Consider the following 4,543-nt stretch of genomic DNA (forward strand, 5'->3'; position numbering starts at 1 on the left):
TCGAGAACATGGAGATCGGCCACAACGTCATGCACGGCCAGTGGGACTGGATGAACGATCCCGAGATTCACTCCTCGACGTGGGAGTGGGACATGAGCGGATCGTCCAAGCACTGGCGGTTCACCCACAACTTCATGCATCACAAGTACACCAACATCCTCGGCATGGACGACGACGTCGGCTACGGCGTGATCCGGGTGACGCGCGACCAGAAGTGGAGCCCGTTCAACCTCTACGGCAACCTGCTGTTCAACACGCTCCTCGCCATCGGCTTCGAGTGGGGTGTCGGACTGCAGCACTTGGAGCTGGGCAAGATCTCCAGGGGTCGCGACGATCGCGCAGCGACGATGAAGCGCGTGCGCGAATTCGGTGTCAAGGCTGGCCATCAGGTGATCAAGGACTACGTGGCCTACCCGGCGCTCACGTCGCTGTCGCCCGGTGCCACCTACAAGTCGACGATGAAGGCCAATGCGGTCGCCAACGTCATCCGCAACGTCTGGGCCAATGCCGTGATCTTCTGCGGTCACTTCCCCGACGGGGCCGACAAGTTCACCAAGACGGACATGGTCGGCGAGACCAAGGGTCAGTGGTATCTGCGCCAGATGCTCGGCAGTGCAAACTTCGAAGCGGGCCCCGGCCTTCGCTTCATGAGCGGCAACCTGTGCCACCAGATCGAGCATCACCTGTACCCGGATCTGCCCAGTAGTCGTCTGCACGAGATCGGGGTCCGCGTCCGTCAGGTCTGCGAGAAGTACGACCTGCCTTACACGACGGGCAATTTCGCGGTGCAGTACGGCAAGACCTGGCGGACCATCGCCAAGTTGTCGCTGCCGAACAAGTACCTGCGGGACAGCGCCGACGATGCTCCGGAGACCCGCAGCGAGCGGATGTTCGACGTGCTGGGGCCCGCCGATGCGAATCAGCCTCGCGGACTCAAGTCGGCGATCGCCGCCGTGCGGTCCCGTCGGAGCGAGAAGCGGGCAGCCAAGCGCGACCTCGTCGCCTGAAACATCGACATAGCGCTCACGGCGTGGGCCTCTCGCAGGTCCTCGCCGTGGGCGCCATGTCTTCGTCGATTAGCCGGGGATGTAGTCGAACGTGTCCGGGTTGGGGCCGGTCCTGCCGCCCTCGCCCTTGTCGAGTGCGGTCAGCGCGTCGACGTCGTGGGCGCTCAATTCGAAGTCGAACAGAGCGTAGTTCTCCTCGATGCGCTTGGGCGTCACCGATTTCGGGAATACGATGTCGCCGCGCTGAATGTGCCAACGGAGCACCACCTGCGCCGGTGACTTGCCGGCCGCTTCCGCGATCTGGGTCACGACGGGATCGTCGAGTACCGCGCCCTGTGCGATCGGCGACCACGCCTCGACCGCGATGTCGTTCTCGGCGCAGTACGCCCGAACTTCGTCGTTGACGAAGTACGGGTGCACCTCGATCTGATTCACGGCGGGGACGGTGTCGGTCTCGCGTGCCAACCGTTCGAGGTGGCCGACCTGAAAGTTCGACACACCGATGCTGCGGGCCCGGCCGTCGCGCCTGAACTCCTCGAGCGTCTGCCACGTCGATACGAAGTCGCCGCCGTAGAGCGTGGGAAGCGGCCAGTGAATGAGGAACAGATCGACGTCGTCGAAGCCGAGCTTGCTCAGCGTCTGGTCGAAAGCCTTTCGCGCAGCGTCGGGTTCGTGGAACCCGTTGTTGAGCTTACTGGTGATGAAGACGTCCGCGCGGTCCACACCGGAGTCACGGATCCCTTGGCCGACGCCTGCCTCGTTCTGGTACATCTCGGCGGTGTCGATGTGTCGGTACCCGATGTCGAGAGCGGTTTTGACCGCGCCCGCCGTTTCGTCGGGGTCGATCTGGAAGACGCCGAACCCCAGCTGCGGGATCCTGGCGCCGCTGGTGAGTTCGATCGTCGGTATGTTGCTCATGAATGGGCCTCCTTCAGCGAATTGCCTTTGGCAGCGTGCCCAATCCGGCGCTGGCGCAAACGAGCCTCAGGTTCGCGTTGACGTGCAGTAGTAGTTGTCGCCGAACGACATTGCGCCGTCGGCCTGCGCGGGCTGGGGCAGTCCCGTCGCGGCGAGCAGTTCCGGCAGCGATGTCCGAATCGACTGCCAGCCCCGACTCTCAAGGTACTCACCCACGTCGTGGCGCGGGCCGGCATATCCGAGCTCGCCAAGTTCGACGTCGAATCCGTTGTCGCGCCAGCGTTGTGTGACGGCGTCCAACGGCGCTCCAGCATCGCCGTCCGGCGGGTTGCCCGCCATCGGGGCGACCTCGGACGCCAGCCGGCTGCCCGGCGCGCTCAGCGTGCCGATGTCGTCGAGCAGCCGGTCCTGTGCCTCCGAGGGCAGGAAGGGAAGCAGCCCCTCGGCAAGCCAGGCCGAAGGTCGCGTCGGGTCGAAACCGGCCTTCTGCAGGGCCGTCGGCCAGTCATGGCGCAGGTCGACGGGCACTCCGCGGACGTCGGCGGTGGGCGCCGCATTCAGCTCCGCCAGGGTCGCGGCCTTGAACGAGAGGACTTCGGGCAGGTCGATCTCGTAGACCACGAAGTCCGACGGCCACGACAGCCGGTATCCGCGCGCGTCCAGGCCCGACGCCAGGATCACCACCTGGCGGATACCGAGCCCATTGGCCCCACCGACGAAGTCGTCGAAGAAGCGGGTGCGCGCGGTCAGCAGGTCCGTCATGGATTGCATGCCCCAAGGCGCACCCGGCACGTCGACATCGGCGGCGTCGAGTTCTCCGGTGGCCCACCGCGTGAAGAAGTCGATGCCGACGGCCCGTACCAGAGGCTCGGCGAACGGGTCGTCGATCAACGGCGAGGCGGTGTTGGTGGCTCGAGCCCGCCCGGCGGCCACCATCGTCGCCGTCGCTCCAACACTCGTTGACAGGTCCCAGGTGTCGTCGTCCCTGCGTTCCATGCGCGCCTCCGATTCCGTCGTCAAACGCTTAGTGCATTTAACTCTTAGCTAGTTTAACGAACAAGGCGCTTCCTGCCGATCAGGAACGCCTGCGGCGTGGACTCGGCGCCGTCTTCGTCTGGTTCGCGCACTGCGGTCGAGTAGACGGGCAGGCCCACCGACTCCACTGTCGCGGTCACGGCTGCGGGGGTGCCTCGCCGAGGACGCGGTGGAACTGCGAGAACACCTCCGCCAGATGCGAGTCGGGGACGTGGATGGTCGACGACCACGCGCACACGCCGCCGACGTCGGCGACGGTGGGATGCCCGGTCGCCCGCACCGGTTGCGCGAACGCTGCCGAGGTGGCTCGCTCGATCGGTTTGGCGTCGAGTCACGTTCGAACAGTGCCGCGAACTCCGCAGCGGCGGCGTCATATCCGTTGCGCGTGCGTTCGAGGAAGTCCACTCGAGCTAGTCCTCGTTCATCGCGGTCAGAAGTCGACGCGCGGCGGCCACCCGGTCAGCCGCGTGGCCGGTCAAGGTGTCCAGGGCGCATTCGGGATCAGCGGGCGGCCCCATGTGACCACACCCGCGCGGGCACTCCTCGATGGCTTCGGCGAGATCGGAGAACGCCATCATCACGTTGGCCGGTGCGATGTGGGCCAGGCCGAACGACCGAATGCCCGGGGTGTCGATCACCCAGCCCGAACCGTGCAGTGGCAGTGCTACCGACTGTGTCGAGGTGTGCTTGCCCTTGCCCACGCCGGACACCACACCTACGGCGCGATGGGCATGGGGGACGAGGCGGTTCACCATCGTCGACTTGCCGACCCCGGAATGGCCGACCAGCACCGTCGACTTGCCGGCGAGCAGGTGGTCGACGGTATCGAGATCGTCGTCGCGGCCCGCGGTCACGACCTGCAGGTCAAGGCCCGCGAACTGCGCGGCGAACGGTTCGGGCGGCGCCAGGTCCGACTTGGTAAGGCACAGGATCGGCGTCAGTCCGCCCGTGTAGGCGGCGATCAGGGACCGCTCGACGAAGCCGGTGCGCGGCGGGGGATCGGCCAGCGCGACGACGATCATCAGCTGATCGGCGTTGGCGACGACGACGCGCTCGGTCGGGTCGGTGTCATCGGCCGTGCGGCGCAACACCGTTCGCCGCTCACCGCGACGGACGATGCGGGCCAACGTGTCGGGCTTGCCGGAGAGGTCGCCGACGATGTCGACCTCGTCCCCGACGACGATGGGCGTCCGACCCAGCTCGCGGGCACGCATCGCGGTGACGAGACGCTCTGGGTCTCCGCCGAGTGCGCATCCCCACCGGCCGCGGTCGACGGTGACGACCATTCCCGCCTCCGCGTCGGCATGCTCGGGACGTGTCTTGGTACGCGGCCGCGAACCCCGACCCGAGCGCACCCGGACGTCGGATTCGTCCAGGTAGTCACCGGGTCTCAAGCGCCTGCTCTCATGCGCGATCCGCTCCGCTTCTCGCTCGTCCGGACGTCATGTTCGCCCACATCCCCGGAAAGTCGGGCAGGGTCTTGGCCGTGGTGCCGATGTCCTCGACCTCGACGCCCGCTACGCGCAGCCCGACTATGGCGCCCGCCGTTGCCATTCGGTGATCCGCATAGGAGCGCCAGACCC

At 66.5% G+C, this 4,543-nt stretch carries 7 protein-coding genes; 1 reads left to right on the forward strand and 6 read right to left on the reverse strand.

Features of this window, described 5'->3' with window-relative positions; all coding sequences use genetic code 11:
• The coding region (locus QOI01_RS16570; protein ID WP_526382748.1) for a fatty acid desaturase family protein at positions 1-1,007 on the forward strand (1,007 nt) is incomplete at its 5' end.
• A 69-nt stretch (positions 1,008-1,076) separates the two neighbouring features.
• On the opposite strand, the gene QOI01_RS16575 is transcribed toward QOI01_RS16570, so the two are convergent.
• The 6 genes from QOI01_RS16575 to QOI01_RS16600 form a co-directional block, all read right to left on the reverse strand.
• Complete coding sequence (locus QOI01_RS16575; protein WP_526382750.1) at positions 1,077-1,925, reverse strand: aldo/keto reductase; 849 nt, start codon at positions 1,923-1,925, stop codon at positions 1,077-1,079.
• Positions 1,926-1,991: 66 nt separating this feature from the next.
• Complete coding sequence (locus QOI01_RS16580) at positions 1,992-2,921, reverse strand: SAM-dependent methyltransferase (protein ID WP_526382752.1); 930 nt, start codon at positions 2,919-2,921, stop codon at positions 1,992-1,994.
• Between the two features lie 53 nt (positions 2,922-2,974).
• On the reverse strand, positions 2,975-3,100 hold the full coding sequence (locus QOI01_RS16585) for a hypothetical protein (RefSeq protein ID WP_526382754.1): 126 nt from the start codon (positions 3,098-3,100) through the stop codon (positions 2,975-2,977).
• A complete protein-coding gene (locus QOI01_RS16590) occupies positions 3,097-3,240 on the reverse strand; it encodes a hypothetical protein (protein WP_526382756.1) in 144 nt (47 codons plus the stop codon). Before QOI01_RS16590 ends, QOI01_RS16585 begins: the two co-directional genes overlap by 4 nt.
• Positions 3,241-3,370: 130 nt before the next feature.
• A complete protein-coding gene (gene rsgA / locus QOI01_RS16595; RefSeq protein WP_526382758.1) occupies positions 3,371-4,354 on the reverse strand; it encodes a ribosome small subunit-dependent GTPase A in 984 nt (327 codons plus the stop codon).
• 10 nt (positions 4,355-4,364) lie between these two features.
• A partial coding sequence (locus QOI01_RS16600) for a carboxyvinyltransferase (RefSeq protein WP_526382760.1) occupies positions 4,365-4,543 on the reverse strand: 179 nt, incomplete at its 5' end.

The organism is Mycobacterium sp., from assembly GCF_032162605.1.
Classification (GTDB): Bacteria; Actinomycetota; Actinomycetes; order Mycobacteriales; family Mycobacteriaceae; genus Mycobacterium.